The sequence below is a fragment of the Rhodococcoides navarretei genome (assembly GCF_038069675.1).
In the GTDB taxonomy this organism is placed as follows: Bacteria; Actinomycetota; Actinomycetes; order Mycobacteriales; family Mycobacteriaceae; genus Rhodococcoides; species Rhodococcoides navarretei.
Window position 1 is genome coordinate 4,370,115 of the sequence record NZ_JBBPCN010000001.1, and the last position, 16,877, is coordinate 4,386,991.

20 protein-coding genes are annotated in these 16,877 nt (G+C 64.6%); 15 read left to right on the plus strand and 5 right to left on the minus strand.

What is annotated here, in order from left to right; genetic code table 11:
• Window positions 1-9 precede the first annotated feature (9 nt).
• Window positions 10-636 (minus strand): TlpA family protein disulfide reductase, encoded by a 627-nt coding sequence (locus AABD04_RS20620; RefSeq protein WP_032375710.1) that lies wholly within the window; start codon window positions 634-636, stop codon window positions 10-12.
• Window positions 637-1,094: 458 nt separating this feature from the next.
• Between AABD04_RS20620 and AABD04_RS20625 the strand changes: the two genes are divergently transcribed.
• Both AABD04_RS20625 and AABD04_RS20630 read left to right on the plus strand, forming a co-directional pair.
• Complete coding sequence (locus tag AABD04_RS20625) at window positions 1,095-1,418, plus strand: hypothetical protein (protein WP_149408140.1); 324 nt, start codon at window positions 1,095-1,097, stop codon at window positions 1,416-1,418.
• 91 nt (window positions 1,419-1,509) lie between these two features.
• On the plus strand, window positions 1,510-2,274 hold the full coding sequence (locus AABD04_RS20630; protein WP_094648452.1) for a M23 family metallopeptidase: 765 nt from the start codon (window positions 1,510-1,512) through the stop codon (window positions 2,272-2,274).
• 201 nt (window positions 2,275-2,475) lie between these two features.
• On the opposite strand, the gene AABD04_RS20635 is transcribed toward AABD04_RS20630, so the two are convergent.
• Window positions 2,476-3,261, minus strand: a complete 786-nt coding sequence (locus AABD04_RS20635; protein ID WP_243597146.1) for a M23 family metallopeptidase — start codon at window positions 3,259-3,261, stop codon at window positions 2,476-2,478.
• A gap of 163 nt (window positions 3,262-3,424) precedes the next feature.
• On the minus strand, window positions 3,425-5,020 hold the full coding sequence (gene lnt / locus AABD04_RS20640) for an apolipoprotein N-acyltransferase (RefSeq protein ID WP_373454000.1): 1,596 nt from the start codon (window positions 5,018-5,020) through the stop codon (window positions 3,425-3,427).
• Between the two features lie 242 nt (window positions 5,021-5,262).
• Here lnt and AABD04_RS20645 point away from each other — a divergent pair, with 242 nt between their 5' ends.
• The 4 genes from AABD04_RS20645 (at window position 5,263) to AABD04_RS20660 (ending at window position 8,450) form a co-directional block, all read left to right on the plus strand.
• Window positions 5,263-5,463, plus strand: a complete 201-nt coding sequence (locus AABD04_RS20645) for a hypothetical protein (protein ID WP_141215005.1) — start codon at window positions 5,263-5,265, stop codon at window positions 5,461-5,463.
• Between the two features lie 46 nt (window positions 5,464-5,509).
• Window positions 5,510-5,929, plus strand: coding sequence for a putative copper homeostasis (lipo)protein LpqS (lpqS, locus tag AABD04_RS20650; RefSeq protein ID WP_255182256.1), 420 nt, complete (start codon window positions 5,510-5,512; stop codon window positions 5,927-5,929).
• A 104-nt stretch (window positions 5,930-6,033) separates the two neighbouring features.
• Window positions 6,034-7,164, plus strand: a complete 1,131-nt coding sequence (locus tag AABD04_RS20655; RefSeq protein ID WP_094642698.1) for a PLP-dependent cysteine synthase family protein — start codon at window positions 6,034-6,036, stop codon at window positions 7,162-7,164.
• Window positions 7,161-8,450, plus strand: a complete 1,290-nt coding sequence (locus AABD04_RS20660) for an MFS transporter (protein ID WP_032375707.1) — start codon at window positions 7,161-7,163, stop codon at window positions 8,448-8,450. Before AABD04_RS20655 ends, AABD04_RS20660 begins: the two co-directional genes overlap by 4 nt.
• 145 nt (window positions 8,451-8,595) lie before the next feature.
• Here the strand turns inward: AABD04_RS20660 and AABD04_RS20665 are convergent, their stop codons facing one another.
• Window positions 8,596-8,820: a DUF4396 domain-containing protein gene (locus AABD04_RS20665; RefSeq protein ID WP_094648397.1), complete on the minus strand. Its 225-nt coding sequence runs from the start codon at window positions 8,818-8,820 to the stop codon at window positions 8,596-8,598.
• 418 nt (window positions 8,821-9,238) lie between these two features.
• Between AABD04_RS20665 and AABD04_RS20670 the strand changes: the two genes are divergently transcribed.
• The 6 genes from AABD04_RS20670 (at window position 9,239) to AABD04_RS20695 (ending at window position 13,485) form a co-directional block, all read left to right on the plus strand.
• Entirely contained in the window at window positions 9,239-9,442 is a 204-nt protein-coding gene (locus AABD04_RS20670; RefSeq protein WP_032375705.1) for a heavy-metal-associated domain-containing protein, read from the plus strand.
• A gap of 32 nt (window positions 9,443-9,474) precedes the next feature.
• On the plus strand, window positions 9,475-9,738 hold the full coding sequence (locus tag AABD04_RS20675; protein ID WP_032375704.1) for a hypothetical protein: 264 nt from the start codon (window positions 9,475-9,477) through the stop codon (window positions 9,736-9,738).
• A 29-nt stretch (window positions 9,739-9,767) separates the two neighbouring features.
• Window positions 9,768-12,032 (plus strand): heavy metal translocating P-type ATPase, encoded by a 2,265-nt coding sequence (locus AABD04_RS20680; RefSeq protein ID WP_341442305.1) that lies wholly within the window; start codon window positions 9,768-9,770, stop codon window positions 12,030-12,032.
• A 108-nt stretch (window positions 12,033-12,140) separates the two neighbouring features.
• Complete coding sequence (locus AABD04_RS20685) at window positions 12,141-12,308, plus strand: hypothetical protein (RefSeq protein WP_155288777.1); 168 nt, start codon at window positions 12,141-12,143, stop codon at window positions 12,306-12,308.
• Window positions 12,309-12,331: 23 nt separating this feature from the next.
• Window positions 12,332-12,670: a metal-sensitive transcriptional regulator gene (locus tag AABD04_RS20690; RefSeq protein WP_032375786.1), complete on the plus strand. Its 339-nt coding sequence runs from the start codon at window positions 12,332-12,334 to the stop codon at window positions 12,668-12,670.
• An 86-nt stretch (window positions 12,671-12,756) separates the two neighbouring features.
• Entirely contained in the window at window positions 12,757-13,485 is a 729-nt protein-coding gene (locus AABD04_RS20695; RefSeq protein WP_045841173.1) for a TVP38/TMEM64 family protein, read from the plus strand.
• Window positions 13,486-13,501: 16 nt separating this feature from the next.
• Here AABD04_RS20695 and AABD04_RS20700 read toward each other — a convergent pair whose 3' ends face one another.
• Complete coding sequence (locus AABD04_RS20700; protein ID WP_176457804.1) at window positions 13,502-14,005, minus strand: hypothetical protein; 504 nt, start codon at window positions 14,003-14,005, stop codon at window positions 13,502-13,504.
• Between the two features lie 401 nt (window positions 14,006-14,406).
• On the opposite strand from AABD04_RS20700, the gene AABD04_RS20705 reads away from it, so the two are divergent.
• From AABD04_RS20705 to AABD04_RS20710, 3 genes are all read left to right on the plus strand, one after another.
• Entirely contained in the window at window positions 14,407-15,354 is a 948-nt protein-coding gene (locus tag AABD04_RS20705; RefSeq protein WP_032375702.1) for an NlpC/P60 family protein, read from the plus strand.
• 100 nt (window positions 15,355-15,454) lie between these two features.
• Window positions 15,455-15,877 (plus strand): DUF6153 family protein, encoded by a 423-nt coding sequence (locus tag AABD04_RS25180; RefSeq protein ID WP_353806439.1) that lies wholly within the window; start codon window positions 15,455-15,457, stop codon window positions 15,875-15,877.
• Between the two features lie 190 nt (window positions 15,878-16,067).
• The gene (locus AABD04_RS20710; protein WP_306303528.1) at window positions 16,068-16,640 is read left to right on the plus strand and encodes a DUF305 domain-containing protein; all 573 of its coding nucleotides are present in this window, start codon (window positions 16,068-16,070) and stop codon (window positions 16,638-16,640) included.
• The last annotated feature ends 237 nt before the right edge of the window (window positions 16,641-16,877 follow it).

Consider the following 16,877-nt stretch of genomic DNA (forward strand, 5'->3'; position numbering starts at 1 on the left):
GTGCTGAGATCAGCGCACAAGCGCTGTTACCGCCTCCCGCACCTGACTCGGGTCGTAGAACACCGGCGTCGAGGTGATGCGCTCGATCGTTCCATCGCTCTGGACCAAGAAACTCAGGGGCAGGACAGGGGGCGCGTCAAGTGTCTGCAACGCCGCGTCGGCCTGATCGAACGAGGGATAGTGCACTCCCAGCTCGGTGAGCAGGCTCAATGCCGCATCGGCATCGTCTTGGACGTTGAGACCGACGACCCGAACCGCATCCGGTTCTGCGGCGTACTGGGCCAGAACCGGAATCTCCTGTCTACACGGACCGCACCACGACGCCCAGACATTGAGCAATGTGGGTTGCCCAGCCAGGGAGGTCCCCAGATCGGATAAGTCCGACGTTCCCAAGCATCGTGCGGACGTACCGACGAGCTCGCCAGTTACGGGGGACGGAACCGGCGACGAGGTCGGGCACGGCTCGAGGGCAGCACGGGTAGCGATCACTGCCGACGGGAGATCCTCGTCCTCGACGTGAGGTGCCGATCCTGCGGACCCCACCGACTGGGTCGAGGGATCTCGAGACCACAATGCCAGCGCTCCAACAACTGTCACGATGACGATGATCGCAAGTAGGGACCAGCGTGTCGTCACCCGCTGCACCCTGCACCTCTGTCTCGTTCACCTCGACGATGTCTTCCGGTCTGTCAGCGTCATACTACACGATCTACTATCTTCGATAGTAGCAACGTGGATCCTGCACGCCGTCAACGCTTTCGCGGCCCCCTTCACCCTCGGGCCTCACAGTGCCAGCACACAGCTCTCCGGCCGTTCGCCGAAGACGACCGCCCCCATCGAGGCGCACGATGAAGGCCGTCCAGCGACGCCGAGTCCTTCTGGCGCAGAAGATATTACGTACATGAACCCCGGCTCCCGAGAAACAACCCGACGATCGAAATGGGTCGCAGGGTGCGAATGTTACCGATGTAATTCACTGTGACTGATGGTGCTTGTGCGGAAAGAGTGTAATAGTGATGCGGCGTGTCGCCTTGACTCGAAGGCGACCTGAATTACTGCCAGGTATGCAGTTGCCGTCCAGGAGGACCACCGACATGAGACCTCTACCCTCGTCCTCGTACATGGCGCACCGAACTCGGTGGGGTACTCGCATCCTCGTCGGTACCGCGTTCGTGGGAGGCATCCTCGCGCTGGCACCCACGGCGTCTGCAGCCCCGGACGCCGATCCGGCTGCGCCGCCGCCTGCCTTCCCCGCGCAGGCCCAATCGGACCCGCACGTCCAACAGGAGGTCCTCGATCTCGTCGTCGGCGCACTACGCGAGATTCGCGCCAACGGTGCTCTCGACGACCTGGCCGGCCCACAGAGCCGCATCGTCTCCTGCCTCGTGGGCACGATCGGAGCCAACCGATACAGCTGACGGACCAACGGGAGCCCTTTCGCGACTGATCCCCTGTCTCGCGCCGATCGACGACATCGACCCCACAGTTCTCCCCCGACTGGTGTCGTCGATGGACGTCGCCACACTTGCATCCACACTCGCGGCCGCCGAGACTCCCCACGATCCGGCCACCCCGCACACCTCGTCGCGCGCACATGCGGCGGTCCCACCCGGCAGGTCGAACGCCGAGCCCTCGACCGAACAACCGACCGCCCAAGGCACCCAGGACACTCAGGACCCCGAGTCGGCCGCCGAGTCGGCCGACTCGGCGACGCCCGAACTGCCCGCGCTCGAACCCGACGCCACTGTGCCTGAAACGTCGGCACCCGGCACGTCATCTGAAACAACGACACCCGAAACCACGACACCCGAGGCGGGCGATCATTCGTCGGCCGCCCCGCAATCCCCTACCGGCACAACAGGGTCGAGCAACGGAAAGTATCGTGCGCCGACAACAGGAACGTTGACCTCGACCTTCGGCGACGGCCGCGCCCATCAAGGAATCGACATCGCCAACTCCACCGGTACACCGATCGTCGCCGTTGCGGACGGCGAGGTGATCAGCGCGGGACCGGCCCAGGGCTTCGGACTCTGGGTGCGTATACGCCACGATGACGGCACCGTAACGACCTACGGGCACAACAACGACAACCTCGTGACCGTAGGTCAACGCGTCACTGCTGGTGAAGAAATTGCGACGGTAGGAAACCGGGGTATCTCCACCGGTCCACATCTGCACTTCGAGGTCGACACACCCGCCGGCAACAAGGTCGACCCCAGACCCTGGCTCGCGGAACGCGGAGCCACCATCACCGGTTCGGATCGTGACTCGTAGCCGAGCCTCGACCGCACGGCCCGCCGATGGGAACGAATTCCGCACTGTTGCACTGACTTCGGATGCGTCTCTGCGGTCTCGTTTTCACCATCAGACCTGAACCCTCGGTGCCTCGACATGTTCAGCGGGAGCGCAGTACGATCGCCCGCATTCCGGTAAGTTCGCCGTACCTACTGCGAGCCCGAGAGGTGAAACGGGGGCCTACGACCGAACAGCCGCGTCGGACAGCGCGACACCCCGAGAGGCGAGCCACTCCTGAGGATCGACCTTGCTCCCCGCCGCGTCGACGACCTCGAAATGCAGGTGAGGCCCGGTCGATTGGCCACGATTGCCGACGGTGGCGATCTGCTCACCGGCTTGTACTCGTTGCCCCACTGTCACCAAGGTTTGATCGATGTGCCCGTAGACCGTTGTCGTTCCATCGTCATGTTGAAGACGTACCCAGAGGCCGAATCCGTCTGCAGGACCGGAGTCGAGCACGGTAGCGTCGGCTGCCGCGTAGACGGGAGTTCCGATAGCGTTGGCGATGTCGAGCCCGGTGTGCGTAGTCCCCCATCGTGGACCGAAATCCGAGGTCAGGGTCCCGGCGACCGGACGAACGACGAGTGGTCGCAGCGCCGCTGCATCACGCGCAGCGCTCTCCTCTGCCCTTCGTTGCCCCTTCGCCAACTGCTCGATCGCATCGTTGATATTGGAGATCTCCGGTATGGCGAGGATCTGAGGCAAGTATTCGGCCACCGGGTCCTGCATCGGTGTCGCTTCGTGCACGGGGACTGCCTGCGCCTGTGCGGGACTCGCATATTGGGCACCCGCCGTGACCAGAGCGCCCGCTGCCACCGCAATACCGACAGCGACACTGCCGCGGCGCTCGGTGGCGCGCGCCCGAGCGCGATGCCGCCCTCTCGGCGTCACCGCCACTCCCTGCACGTCACAGTCCATCAACTGTCGACGTCGGTCGGTCATGCGGGTCATACGGTGTTGTGCCACAGCAGAGTCCTCGGAAATCGAATGGAGCGAGGCGTAATCATCGACGTGCGCACCTCACTGATGTATCGAACGGATCACGACGCGATAACGAAAAGATACACGACGAGTGGGGTAATTACTATCATGGTTAGTAGTTCGATGTCCCCCGCAGTGGTTTCGTGCCTCACAGCGCGGTAGCACCGGACGTCGACGGTCGGAGACCATCGGCCGGCGAACGCTGCCTTCTCCATGCGAGAGCACACCCCACGACAGCAAGAACGACCGCGGCGTACTCCGGAAGCGGTCCCAGCTTTGTCGCCCACGTCGATCTCGTTTCCAGGGCAACATCAGCGACCAACGTCTGCGCAGTGAACAAGCCCGAACGATCTGCGACCTTCCCCTGTGGGTCGATGACGGCACTGACCCCACTGGTCGCCGCAACGAGAACAGTCCTGTTGTGCTCGACCGCCCGCAGCCGCGACATCGCCAACTGCTGGTAGGTCATGTCGGTGCGCCCGAACGTCGCATTGTTGGTGGGGACCGTGATCAGCTGCGCCCCCGCACGCACGGACTCAGTGACCAGGTCATCGAACGCGACCTCGTAACACGTGGCGACGGCCGTCGGAATTCCGGCGATATCGACGACACCGTCGCCCGACCCGGGAACGAAGTTACCGGCCTGCGAGGCGTACGAGGACAACGCCGTCATCACAGATCGCATCGGGAGATACTCTCCGAAAGGAACAAGTTTGCGTTTGTCGTGTCGCTCCCCCGGTCCGAGTACCGGATCCCACACGATCGAGGTATTCGTCGAGGTGCCGTCGTCGTTGCCAAGGACCGCACCGACCAGAATCGGCACCCCGACCGACCGCGCTGCAGCGTCGATCCCGGCAGTGGCGTCGGCATTGCGCAGCGGATCGATATCGGATGCATTCTCCGGCCAGATCACCAGGTCGGGAGCGGGCACACTGCCGACGGTGATGTCGTCCCCGAGTTGCCTTGTTCGCTCGATGTGATTGTCGAGAACTGCTCGACGTTGCGAGTTGAAGTCCAGACCCAACCGCGGAACGTTGCCTTGCACAACGGCGACCGTCGCACGCGCTGCGCCTGCGTCGCCAGCGGGAGTGAGCGCGAAAGCCAGAGCTGGCACGATCACTACAGTGGCCACCGATCCGACTGCGAATCGCGACGTCGGCGAGCGTACCTGGCGGACCACACTTGCCAGTGCCGCGCCGATCACTGCGACTGCGAAAGATACACCGGGCGCACCGGCGAACGCGGCAAGCGAGAGCAGAGGGCCGTCTGCTTGGGCGAAAGCTAATCTCCCCCACGGAAATCCCCCGAACGGAATCCGTGCGCGCAGACCTTCGGTGGCGGTCCAGATCGCGGCGATCCACAGCGCTTCGAAGCGCAACCCGGACACTGCGGCCGCTGCAGCGCAGAACAGTGCCACTGCTATCGCTTGGATCGCCGCGAGCGCCAGCCACGGCGGGGCGCCGACGTAGACGCCCACCCAGGGCAGAAGGGGCAGAAAGAACGCAAGCCCCGACAGATACCCATAGAAGAATGCCGCCCGGATAGAACGGCCGCGGATGACGAGAACAAGAACCCCGATACCCAGCGGCGCGAGGAACCACAGCGACCGAGGTGGAAAGCCCGCGTACAACAGCACACCAGCAGATACCGCGGACGATGACCTGCCTGCTATCGCGGTGAACGCACGACGTCGGGTTCGTCGGTGACGGTTCATTGTTGTTGCGCTGGACTCGATATCGAGCATGCCTGCATGGCTCTTTTCTCATGTACGGCATAGCGCCACCTGACCACCCTCGGTTACTACTATGCACGATAGTAGTAACAGCGGTGAGCCCGGACCGGCTCCCCCGCCGACACCGCGCCTCTGCGACGTCGATGCATACCCCGGGATATCGACCGCGCACCTTCGCTGTGCCCTTTCTTCTTCGCGGTGCCCTTCGTGGCCGGGCATCGACCGGTGCACGGACCACCCTCGGCTCGCACAAGATGCGTGCTGGACCCCGGGATGGAGACTGGCTTCTACCGCGCCGCAGCACGCCGACATATGCGGGTGCATCTGCTCTGGCGGCCATCATGATCACCGCCCCGATCGTCCTGGCCGTGTTCGACGTGACCAGAAACATGTGGTGCCTGCGGGCGGGCGGTGTGACCGCCCGATTCGGCGGCGGCACATCAGGGGCACCCTGAATGGGTTTGGGCCAACCCAGTTTCCGGCTGCTACCGTCGAGGCGTTGTGAGAATCTCTGTGCTGGGCCCGCCGCGCCTGCGGACGGTTATCGCAGTCGCCGCTGTCCTGTATTTGTTGGCTCACACCATCGCTCAATGCGGCATCGCCTGGGAACAGGACCATCACAGCGACGGCGTACACATCGTTTCGTCCTCGTCTCAGGCCGCCGCGGAACTCTCCCCGAACCACGCGCACATCGACGTCGGATCGCCCCACATGGCGCACGATACGAACACCGTCATCGCAATGCCCCGATCCGACAACCCGCCCCGCCCATCGACCATCGCCGCGGTCGCCGCGATGGCCTTCGATGTGGTGTTGGTGGCGATGTCTGCCCCGCGCATTTCGCGAGCCCCACCGGATCTACCCATTCCGATCCGGCACGGCCGAACCGTCTTGAACGAACTCTGTATCAACAGGTGCTGATCAGCAGCCCGCGGGCCATCCGAGGACTCCTCTTCTCATGGCCCAGTTCGTGCTGCCCATCACTCACTTACTGCGCCCTCGCAGGTCACATACAGGGATTACTCATGAACAGTGCTGTTCGCTCCACACTCGTGCCACCGTCCTCCGCCGGCCACATGTTGGCGACCGCCAAGAACTGCCCGGAACCGAGCACGATGGTCGGCAACACTCCTGTTCTGTGGATCGGTGAACCGTTCGCGGACTCCGGCCGCGGTTTCTGGGCGAAACTCGAAGGCAGCAATCCCGGCGGGATGAAAGACCGCCCCGCGCTGCACATGGTCGAGAAAGCAAAGGCCCGCGGCGACCTCGCTCCCGGTTCGATGATCATCGAATCCACCAGCGGCACCCTCGGCCTGGGTTTGGCCCTGGCCGGGATCACCCATCACCACCCCGTCACCCTCGTCACCGACCCGGGACTGGAACCGATCGTGCACCGGATGCTCGCCGCGTACGGTGCCCGCGTCGAACTGGTCACCACACCGCACCCCGACGGCGGCTGGCAGCAGGCCCGGCGTGAGAAGGTCCGTGAGCTCCTCGATACACATCCAGGGTCGTGGTGCCCGGATCAGTACACCAACCCGGACAATGTCGAGGCGTACGAGTCGCTCGCTCACGAACTCATCGCCCAGCTCGGACGCGTCGACACCTTGGTTTGCTCGGTGGGCACCGGAGGGCACTCCGCCGGGGTGGCCCGGGTGCTCCGGCAGTTCTGCCCCGACCTGAAACTGGTCGGTGTCGACACCATCGGATCGACGATCTTCGGGCAACCCGCCAGCACTCGGCTCATGCGCGGGTTGGGTTCGAGCATCTATCCCGACAACATCGACTATCCCGCCTTCGACGAGGTGCACTGGGTGGCCCCGCACGAAGCGGTGTGGTCGTGCCGCACCCTGGCGGCGACGCACCACGCCAGCGGCGGCTGGAGCGTCGGGGCCGTCGCCCTCGCGGCCGGCTGGATCGCTCGCACCAGCCCGCCGGAGACCCGGGTCGCGGCCGTCTTCCCCGACGGACCGCAGCGCTACTTCGACACCATCTACAACGACGACTACTGCACCGAGCACGGCCTGCTCGACGTTGACCCGCCGACCGAGCCGACGACCATCGCCCACCCCACCGATGAGACTGTGACGTCGTGGACGCGGTGCGCCACCGTCGTCGATCCCACCGTCGTCGATCCCACCGAGAGCGTTCGATGAAAACTTTTCTGACCAAGTTCCGTAGCTTCGACCGGCCCAGCCAGGTGTTGATGGTCAACCAGTTCTCCATCAACGTCGGTTTCTACATGCTGATGCCGTACCTGGCCGGGTATCTGGCCGGTTCCCTGGGCCTGGCGGCGTGGGCGGTCGGGCTGGTGCTGGGGATGCGGAACTTCTCCCAGCAAGGGATGTTCCTGCTCGGCGGCACCCTCGCCGACCGCCTCGGATACAAACCCCTGATCGTCGCCGGCTGCCTGCTGCGAGTTGCCGGTTTCGTACTGCTCGCGGCCGTGGAATCGCTGCCGGCGATCCTGCTCGCCTCGGCCGCGACCGGGTTCGCCGGTGCGCTGTTCAACCCGGCCGTGCGGGCGTATCTGGCCGCCGACGCAGGGCCACGGCGGGTCGAGGCGTTCGCGGTGTTCAACGTGTTCTATCAGGCCGGGATTCTGCTGGGCCCGTTGATCGGTCTCGCTCTGACCACCCTCGACTTCCGAGTCACCTCACTGGCAGCGGCCGCGATTTTTGCTGTTCTGACGATCGTGCAGATTTGGACGCTCCCCGCGCACCGGGCCGAGACGACCGGGGCCACGACATCGGTACTCGAGGACTGGCGGGTGGTGATGGCCAACCGACCCTTCGTGCTGTTCGCGCTGGCGATGATCGGATCCTACGTGCTTTCGTTCCAGATCTATCTTGCGCTGCCGCTGCAGGCTGCGGTGGTAGTCGGTAACGGCAGGTCCGACACCGCTCTGGTGACCTCGTTGTTCGTGGTCTCCGGCGTGGTCGCGATCGCCGGGCAGTTCCGGATCACGTCCTGGTTGTCCCGCAGGTGGGGTTCGGGGCGAAGCGTGGTGGTCGGTATGGCAATCATGGCGCTGGCGTTCCTCCCGCTGATCGTGCTGCCGAGCCCGGCCGCGCTGGGCGGGTGGGCCGCCGCCGGTGCCCTGGTGTTCACCGCTGCACTGTTGGCGGTCGGCACCGCCGCGGTGTTTCCGTTCGAGATGGACACGGTGGTGACCCTGTCGGGCGGGAAGCTGGTGGCCACCCATTACGGGTTCTACAACACCATCGTCGGGGTCGGCATCCTGCTCGGCAACCTGGGTACAGGAGCCGTCTTCGGGCTTCTCAGCGACGCGCATCTGGGTGCACTGATCTGGGCGATACTGACCCTGGTCGGGGCGGCATCTGTGGCCGCTCTCTATGCGCTCGATCGATCCGACCGGCTCACCCCACCCCCCACCGAGACCACGGTGACCGAAAGCGGCGAGGTACCGGCCACCGGCTAGCGGCAGTGCACGCCGAGAAGTGGCCTGCATTGCCCACACCCGAGACCTCGACGATGGTTGCCGAACAGAGGGTGTGACGCGGCACCGTTCACGACTATCCACCGACCGGTGGCCCGCATTCACACGAATGCGGGCCACCCACGCCTCAGGCGGGGGTGTTGCGGTGACGTTGGAGGCGACGGACGACGGGGTAACCCGTGACCACCCCGAGGACGATACCGATTTGCATGAGCATCCAGAACGCAGCGTCGGTGGCCGGTGGCATGGTCTCGGTGTAGTACAGCAGCAGCATCCAGCCACCCATCCCGAGGTCGAACGCCAGTACGGTCAGTGCAGCGACGCCGAGCGCAGCCACGACAGAACGCCGAATGGATTGCCTGCGTACCGACTACCGGTGTGATGGCCGAACGCTCGTATACGAAGAGCATGATCGTGGCCAGTATGGCGATGACGATGATCATCACCCAAAGAACACTCTGTCCGCACGAGATTCGACGTCGGCAAGGACGGAAGCGACATCATCGAGAAGATTGTGGGCATCTCTGCGCGCGCGTAATCCGCGTTCGTAGTAGCCGGAGTCGAGGACGCCCGCCGATGCAGGCTCTGGTGCGACGTTCGATTCTGGGTGCCGCTCCCGCATCCGAGGGCGGTGTTCCGGTCAGTGCCCAGGGTCATGCCGTAGCACCGGTGCGGCACATCTCGTTGCATACCGTAGGGGGGTATGGTAAATCTGTAAGTGGGTCGCGACGACCTCGATCACATTCCGAATCGAAGAAAGAAGGGCATCGATGAACACCACCGTCACCGTCACCGGAATGACCTGCGGGCACTGCGTCTCCTCGGTCCGAGAGGAGATCAGCGGCATCCCCGGTGTGACCGCCGTGAATGTCGACCTCGCGAGCGGCCGAGTCGATATCGACTCGGACACCCCGATCGAGCAGACGGCCATCGCCCACGCAGTCGACGAGGCCGGCTACCAGCTCGCCTCCTGATCGACACCAGACCCGGACAGGAGATTCGCACGATGAACGCATCATCGAAGTTCGTCGGATTCACCATCGCCCTAGCCGCGGTCTTCGGGCTCGCCTTCGGAGCCGGGGACGCCTTCGGCCCCGAAGGTGCCGCACCACCCGACACACACGACACCTCGACTCACGACGCCGCCGCGGTGTCCACTGCGGGCGGGCCCGTCGCCAATCAGAGACCTGGAGGATTGATGGTCACCGACAGCAGATACGCCGCGGTGCCCGCCGCCTCGGAGCCGATGCCCGCCGGGCACGGACACTGACACACCACCACACCCCGAGAGGAGCGACGATGAATCCCGTCACGCACCACCCCACCGCCGACGGCCGGGTCGAACTCGACATCAGTGGTATGACCTGCGCCTCCTGCGCGAACCGGATCGAGAAAAAGCTCAACAAGCTCGACGGTGTCACCGCGACGGTGAACTACGCCACCGAAAAAGCACGCGTCGACTACGTCGGTGATGTCTCGACCGAGGATCTCGTGGGCACCGTCGAGCAGGCCGGCTACACCGCCACGGTCCCCGCGCCCGCCGCCTCCTCCACCGACCCCGACGCGGCCGGGCCAGCCGAGATCGACCCCACCGCCTCGCTGCGCCAACGCCTGCTCATATCGCTGGTGCTCAGCGTGCCGGTGATCGCGATGGCCATGGTTCCGGTACTGCAGTTCACCAACTGGCAGTGGCTTTCCCTGACCCTCGCCGCACCCGTGGTGGTGTGGGGGGCATGGCCGTTCCACAAGGCCGCCTTCACCAATCTGCGGCACGCCACCTCAACGATGGACACCCTGATCTCGATGGGCACCATCGCAGCACTGGGGTGGTCGTTGTATGCCCTGTTCTGGGGCACCGCCGGAACGGCCGGCATGACACACCCGTTCGAGCTGACCATCTCCCGCTCCGACGGGGCCGGCAACATCTACCTCGAGGCCGCAGCCGGAGTCACCACCTTCATCCTCGCCGGCCGCTACTTCGAAGCACGCTCCAAGCGACGCGCCGGTGCCGCCCTGCGTGCCCTGCTCGAGCTCGGTGCCAAGGAAGTCTCCGTCCTGCGCGAGGGTGTCGAACAGCGCATCCCCACCGATCAACTCATCGTCGGTGACGAGTTCGTCGTCCGCCCCGGGGAGAAGATCGCCACCGACGGCGTGGTCGCCGACGGCTCTTCCGCGGTCGACAATTCGATGTTGACCGGCGAATCCGTGCCCGTCGAGGTAGGACCCGATGATCTGGTCGTCGGCGCGACGGTCAATGTCGGTGGCCGAATCGTGGTCCGGGCGACCCGCATCGGCTCGGACACCCAGCTCGCACAGATGGCGAAACTCGTCGAAGACGCTCAGACCGGTAAAGCCCAAGCTCAGCGTCTGGCCGACAAGATCTCCGGAGTCTTCGTCCCGATCGTGATCGCCCTTGCCGCGGCGACACTCGGCTTCTGGATCGGCACCGGCGGTGGGATCGCGGCCGCGTTCACCGCAGCCGTCGCCGTCCTGATCATCGCCTGCCCGTGTGCCCTCGGCCTGGCCACCCCGACCGCGCTGATGGTCGGCACCGGCCGCGGCGCTCAGCTCGGCATCCTGATCAAGGGTTCCGAAGTGCTCGAATCGACCCGCCGTGTCGACACCGTGGTACTCGACAAGACCGGCACCGTCACCACCGGCAAGATGACTCTGCTCGACGTGATCACCGCCGACGGCGAGGACACCGCGCAGGTGCTGCGCCTGGCCGGTGCACTCGAAGATTCGTCCGAGCACCCCATCGCCCAGGCCATCGCCAAAGGTGCCCGCGAGAAGGTCGGAGCCCTGCCACCGGTGGAGCAGTTTATAAATATCGAAGGCCTCGGGGTGCAGGGCATAGTCGACGACCACGCAATGATCGTCGGACGGGCCCGCCTCCTCGCCGACCGGGCGCAGCAGCTGCCGGACGAACTCGAAAGTGCGATGCGTGCAGCCGAATCCGAGGGCAAGACCGCCGTCGCAGTCGGTTGGGACGGTCGGGCTCGCGGAGTACTGGTCGTCGCCGACGCGGTCAAACCCACCTCCGCCGAGGCGATCGAGCAGCTGCGGGGCCTGGGTTTGACGCCGATCATGCTCACCGGCGACAACGCAGCCGCCGCGCGTGCCATCGCCGACCAGGTCGGCATCCACGAAGTGATCGCGGAGGTGCTGCCCGCAGACAAGGTGGACGTCGTCAAAAGGCTGCAGGAGCAGGGCAAGGTAGTGGCGATGGTCGGCGACGGCGTGAACGACGCCGCCGCGTTGGCGCAGGCCGACCTCGGTCTGGCGATGGGCACCGGTACCGACGTTGCGATCGAAGCCAGCGATCTGACGTTGGTGCGCGGTGATCTGCGCGCAGCAGCGGATGCTATCCGCCTGTCCCGCCGAACGTTGGGCACCATCAAGGGCAACTTGTTCTGGGCGTTCGCCTACAACGTGGCCGCCCTCCCCTTGGCTGCGGCCGGGCTGCTCAATCCGATGCTGGCCGGTGCAGCGATGGCGTTCTCGTCGGTGTTCGTGGTCAGCAACAGCTTGCGGTTGCGCCGGTTCAAGTCCCTCACCGGATAACCGCGCGGGTAGAACAAGCACCCAAAAGGCTGGGGTGGGCGTGGCATGCAGGCGCGCCACCCCACCCCACCGCTACAACCCCGATGCAGCCTACGAAAGGAGAGGGCCATGTCCTTCGTGACAACGACCTTGGTGCAGATCACCCGGCACCCGGCGACCCGAGCGGTGGCCCGCTGCGCGGTGATGTGCGCTGCGGCGGCGGCCCAGCGACGACTCGACGGACCGACCCTCTCGCGCCATACCCCGGGCGGGCATAATCGAGGATGCTCGGCATGACACTCGGATTCCAGGAGGACACCATGGCCACTCCCGCGGCCGCGCAGGCACCCGCCGAGACCGACGGCCATGATCACGCCGCGCACGGCTACATCACCGAAAAGGACGCCTACCTCAAACGCCTCAAGCGCATCGAAGGCCAGGCCCGAGGACTGCAGCGCATGGTCGAGGAAGACAAGTACTGCATCGACATCCTCACCCAGGTCTCGGCGATGACCAAAGCCTTGCAGGCGGTGGCCATGGGCCTGCTCGAAGCTCACATCAGCCACTGCGTGGTCGACGCCGCCATCGCCGGCGGTCCCCAAGCCGACGCGAAGATCAAAGAGGCCACCGACGCGATCTCACGGCTCGTCCGCTCCTGAGCACCGGCAGTGCGAAGCCATTCCTCGCCGTCCACTCCCGCGTGCTTGTCGGAAACCTCGGCGAGGCGGCGCAGGCAGAGACCGTCATGACCGAAACCGTATCGGCGATTCTGCGCGATCGCCGAGTCCTCGCCACCGTGGCAGCGCTGGCAATACTGGCAGTGGCTGCCGCCCTCGTACCCCGCCCGTCGATCATTGTGGTGCGCGAGTGGGCGGAGTCGATGGGCCCGTCGTTCGTGGTGGTGTTCTTTCTGACCCAGGCGGTGTTGACGATTGCCCCGGTACCGCGCACGGTGTTCACCCTCAGCGCCGGACTGTTGTTCGGTCCCGCCACCGGGGTCGCCGTCACGATCGCCGCCACAACTGTCAGCGCTGTGCTGGCGTTGCTGCTGGTGCGCGCGCTCGGGCGCACCGCGGTGCAGGAGCGGCTGACGAATCCTGCGGTCAAGTCCATCGATGCCCGGTTGGCTCGGCGGGGGTGGCTGGCCGTCGGGTCCTTGCGGCTCATTGCCCCGGCACCGTTCGCCCTGGTCAACTACTGCTCCGGACTCTCCGCGGTGCGCCTGCTGCCCTACACGACGGCCACTGTCGTGGGGATTCTGCCCGGTACGATCGCCGCGGTGCTGTTCGGGGACGCTTTGACCGGGCGAACGAATCCGGCATTGATAGTGGTGACGTCGGCCTGCGTGGCCGCCGGGGTGGCAGGATTGCTGGCCGACGCCCGCCTGCCGGTGTCGCAGGCACAGCCCAACACCGCAGATGGCGCATCGAGAAGCGGTCGCCTTCGTCGTCTGTTGCTGCCGGACCGCGGATAGGACGTGGCGAGAAATCCTACAATTTTGCTGCGCCTGCACCGCCAAAGCCAGCGGAGTTGCCGAACTCCTGACCTACGCGAGAAGTAGGGCACGCGCGTTCCCCGCGGATTCGCAGTCGAAGAGCCCACACCATCACCCCCACCGACATCACTCCGATTACGGGCTGCACGGGTGCCCATAGATCCAGAGCACCGCTCACCCCGACCGCCACCACTACCAGTTTGTTGCATATCGGACATCCGACTGCCAACAACGACAACGCATTCGCACTGACCCCTACACGGGAAGAAACCGACGACGCCAGCCCAGTGCTCACGTATGTCGCAAGAATGAGGCCACTGAGAACTGCGGTGGCAATCCACACCGGATAGTTCCACCACAACACCGGGGTCATTCGAACGTAGAACGCAGTGTGGATGATCCCGGTGGGGATCGCCACGACCAGCGCGGCCACCGTCGCGCCCAGTAACGCGGCCACCCAACGCCGCGCCGGCCAGTCACGCATCGTCACAGTCGTCATCCCTCTCCCGGTCAGCGGATACCACCCCACCATCTACTATGAATGATAGTAGTTTGCAGGTGCGGTGAGTCGGCGTCAATCGACGCCGACTCGCCGCCCATACGGCACAGGCGTCGAGCGTCGACGCGAGCCTCAGCCGACCGTGAGGAACCGTCTACGACTGCCGATACCCGACAATGGTGACCGGCGAGGCCGGACACAGTCCCATGCGGCTCTCGCCGCGCTCCGTTTCCTTCGCTGGTGACGCAGGGAACCCACACCGACCCCAGAGGATTTCTTCTGTGCATTCTTTTTCAGGCCCGACGCGGCGTGTCCGCGCTACCCTGATCGCCTCGATCATCGTTGTTGCCGCGGCATTTTCGGTAAATGCTCCAGCTTCGGCGGACCCTGCTGCACCCCCGGTGAACGCATCCGAAGCCGTACGACAACTCGCTGAACTCAATGCGACCGCCTTCACTCTCACCGAGAGCATGTACGCCGCGCAGGACACCCTCGATCGTCGCCGCGGCGAACTGAGTACCGCAGTTCAATTCGCCCACGAGACCTCGGCGGCGGCTCGGGAAGCCGAAGTGGCCGCATCTGCCAACCGTCGAGCACTGGCCACAGCTGTCGACGCCGCGTACAAAGGTGTACCGCAATCCCCTCTCGGGGCCGTTCTGGTCGCGGACAGCCCACAGCAACTACTCGATCAGATGGTGTTGTTGGACCGGATCCTCGCCGATCGAGCCGCTGCACTCGCCGACTCGACACAGATCGACGACGAAGCGCGAGACCAGCTCGAACAAGCCCGGCAAGCACAGGCGTCCGCTGCGGTAGCCGAGGCGGACGCCGCACGTACACAACGCGACCTCGAGCAACGCCAGACCGACCTGGCCGATCAGATCGCCAAAATCACCGACCAATTCGCCGCCCTCACCGATGCGGATCGAGCTGCCATCGTCAGCCCCGGCACCACGAATCCTTCCGAGCTACCCGCCGCCGTCTCGGCTGCGAGTGGAACATCAGCGGAGGCGATGCGCATCGCCCTCGACCAACTCGGCAAACCCTATTCCTGGGGAGCTACCGGGCCGGGGTCCTTCGATTGCTCCGGACTGATCTACTTCGCCTACAAACAACTGGGACTGACCGTTCCACGCGTGGCCGCAGACCAAGCACGAGCGGGCACACCTGTCTCCCGCGAATCAGTGCAACCGGGTGACTTCATCTCTCTCTACTCACCGATCGGACACATCGGGATCTACATCGGCGACGGGAAATACGTCAACGCCCCCACCGGCGGCGACGTCGTCAAAGTCGCGCCCGTTCCCTGGGATGAAGTGACCGCAATCAACCGGCCCATCGCCACCTGATTCGATGTCCACGGTCCGGACGCCGCGACTGCGAGGAGACCGGATGCCCGTGTGGCAGACCGGTAAGATCGAACCGGTGAGGACTTCAGCCACGGAACCTATGAACCAGAAGTGGCTCCTAGGTGCTGTTTGCGCTTCGATAGTGCTGTTCGGAGTCCTTCTCATGCATTCTGCGCCGATGTCGTTCGCAACGGCGACGAGTATCGGCGAACACTCGATGACCTCGACGGTGAGCGCTCCACCTGCCGTCGACGAGCATTCGGGAGCATCATCTGCGACAGCATCGGAGAGTGGTTCCGCAGCACACTGCGGGAACGGCTGTGGCGATCACAGCTCGGTCATGCATCTGTGTCTGGCTATCATCGGTGCTGTCGCGGCGTTGGCCGTCTTACGGGCAATCGTTGTGGGCTTCGCCGGTTCTCTCGTCCACGCTGCGCGGCTGTCGGCAGTTCGTCGTCGAACCGGGCACCCGCCGCCCTGGACCATTTTCACTCTCTCCGAATTGTCTGTGCTTCGGATCTGACAGGTGACTCACCGTTGTGTGAGACACAGATGTCGACGGGTCAGTGTGCCTGTCGATCCGAACCACCCCACCATAATTTCAGGAGTTTGTTATGCGTTCGAATCGATCTACCCGTTTCACGATCGCGATAACGGCGGCTTCCGCTGTCGCCGCCGCAGTTCTCGCTGGCTGCAGCAGTAACGACGGCGAAATGAACATGCCCGGCATGTCGAGCAGCGATACACCGGCCTCGTCGTCCTCCGAGAATTCCGCCGAAGCATCGGCCGAATTCAACGATGCCGATGTCACGTTCGTCGAAGGGATGTACCCCCACCATGCACAAGCGGTGGAGATGGCTTCACTTGTCGACGGCCGAACCGAGAATGCTCAGGTCATCGAGCTGGCCCAGGCCATCGAAGCAGCTCAAGCACCGGAGATGGAGCAGATGAATGCCCTGCTCACCGCATGGGGACAGCCCGCAGCGTCCGCCGACATGGGCGGAATGGACATGGGCGGAATGGACATGGGCGGTATGGACATGGGGAGCGGTGGCATGACCGGCATGATGAGCCAGGAAGACATGGACATGTTGTCGGCCGCTAACGGAGCGGAGTTCGACTCCATGTGGCTCACCATGATGATCGAGCACCACAAGGGGGCAATCGAGATGGCTCAGATCGAGTTGGCCGACGGCTCCAATGCTGATGCCAAGGAGCTTGCCTCCACAATCATCGATGCGCAGCAGAGCGAAATCTCCACAATGGAAAGTTTGCTCGCCCAGTAACTCTCAATTCTGGGAACTATCAACCGTAGGGCGGGGCTCGGCTAATACCGAGCCCCGCCCTTCGGTTTCGAAGGACCTGGCCCTTTTAGCTGCCACACCGATCAACACGGCCCCGGAAACATGCCCTCCCCTGCTGATGCACCCGCCTGCGGGGTCCTTGGGACACGCAGATCCGCGGTAGGGACAGGGGGCGGCTCTCGGATCGGGTCATCGCGGCCCGGCGGGGGCGCGCCGTCG

Excerpts from the sequence above, each read along its gene's own strand:
- AABD04_RS20625 (WP_149408140.1), top strand. The coding sequence starts at position 1,095 with ATGAGACCTCTACCCTCGTCCTCGTACATGGCGCACCGAACTCGGTGG.
- AABD04_RS20630 (WP_094648452.1), top strand. The coding sequence starts at position 1,510 with ATGGACGTCGCCACACTTGCATCCACACTCGCGGCCGCCGAGACTCCC.
- lnt (WP_373454000.1), bottom strand. The coding sequence starts at position 5,020 with ATGCTCGATATCGAGTCCAGCGCAACAACAATGAACCGTCACCGACGA.
- AABD04_RS20645 (WP_141215005.1), top strand. The coding sequence starts at position 5,263 with ATGCGTGCTGGACCCCGGGATGGAGACTGGCTTCTACCGCGCCGCAGC.
- AABD04_RS20655 (WP_094642698.1), top strand. The coding sequence starts at position 6,034 with ATGAACAGTGCTGTTCGCTCCACACTCGTGCCACCGTCCTCCGCCGGC.
- AABD04_RS20660 (WP_032375707.1), top strand. The coding sequence starts at position 7,161 with ATGAAAACTTTTCTGACCAAGTTCCGTAGCTTCGACCGGCCCAGCCAG.
- AABD04_RS20670 (WP_032375705.1), top strand. The coding sequence starts at position 9,239 with ATGAACACCACCGTCACCGTCACCGGAATGACCTGCGGGCACTGCGTC.
- AABD04_RS20675 (WP_032375704.1), top strand. The coding sequence starts at position 9,475 with ATGAACGCATCATCGAAGTTCGTCGGATTCACCATCGCCCTAGCCGCG.
- AABD04_RS20680 (WP_341442305.1), top strand. The coding sequence starts at position 9,768 with ATGAATCCCGTCACGCACCACCCCACCGCCGACGGCCGGGTCGAACTC.
- AABD04_RS20685 (WP_155288777.1), top strand. The coding sequence starts at position 12,141 with ATGTCCTTCGTGACAACGACCTTGGTGCAGATCACCCGGCACCCGGCG.
- AABD04_RS20690 (WP_032375786.1), top strand. The coding sequence starts at position 12,332 with ATGGCCACTCCCGCGGCCGCGCAGGCACCCGCCGAGACCGACGGCCAT.
- AABD04_RS20695 (WP_045841173.1), top strand. The coding sequence starts at position 12,757 with ATGACCGAAACCGTATCGGCGATTCTGCGCGATCGCCGAGTCCTCGCC.
- AABD04_RS20700 (WP_176457804.1), bottom strand. The coding sequence starts at position 14,005 with ATGACGACTGTGACGATGCGTGACTGGCCGGCGCGGCGTTGGGTGGCC.
- AABD04_RS25180 (WP_353806439.1), top strand. The coding sequence starts at position 15,455 with ATGAACCAGAAGTGGCTCCTAGGTGCTGTTTGCGCTTCGATAGTGCTG.
- AABD04_RS20710 (WP_306303528.1), top strand. The coding sequence starts at position 16,068 with ATGAACATGCCCGGCATGTCGAGCAGCGATACACCGGCCTCGTCGTCC.